This window comes from Streptomyces sp. AC627_RSS907 (assembly GCF_019049165.1).
Genome location: NZ_JAGMUE010000368.1, coordinates 1 through 602 on the forward strand (window position 1 = coordinate 1; position 602 = coordinate 602).

1 protein-coding gene is annotated in these 602 nt (G+C 68.1%); it reads right to left on the reverse strand.

Features of this window, described 5'->3' with window-relative positions:
• Positions 1-445, reverse strand: a 445-nt coding sequence (locus tag KUM32_RS35925; protein ID WP_217146108.1) for a hypothetical protein, incomplete at its 3' end; no start/stop codon positions are given.
• Between the last annotated feature and the right edge of the window lie 157 nt (positions 446-602).

Consider the following 602-nt stretch of genomic DNA (forward strand, 5'->3'; position numbering starts at 1 on the left):
GGTCTCCCGCGATGTGGGCAAGCCGTAGGCGGTGTGCCAACTCGCGGGCCACCAGGGTGCCCAGGGCCTCTTCATCGGCGAGCAGTCCTGCGTGTCGCAGGGCCTCGGGAGTGATGAGGGTTTCGCTGAATCCCGCGGTGTTGGTGATCGTCGTGGCCGGGGTCAGTAACCATGACCATCGCAGCCATCCCCGGCGGCCGACGTGCCGCAGCCAGATCGTGGCCACTGACCTCGCCGGCGGGTGCTCGGCCAGATCACGAGCGTCCACCTGTGCGAGGTGCTGGCGTACCTCCGCTCGCCACCACGACGGGGTGAGAATGCGAAACCGCGGCGGGTGGCACAGCTGTAAGCCGGTGACCCGTTCCGTCAAAGGGCCTGCCGTCTCGACCAGGCCATGCAAGATCCCCGCCAGATCAGGGTGGCGAGCCGTTTCATCTCGCACCATTGGCCGCAACATGCGCATCACATACAAGCTTTCGTCGGTCCCGGTTCACGGAGTCATGGGGCGGGCGTATGCCCGGGCAGGGCCTGCTGCCGAGGGAGGCTGGGGCCAGCGAGCGGGCGATTCCCGCTGGGGAGCGAGGGCGAGGGCGGTGTAGACG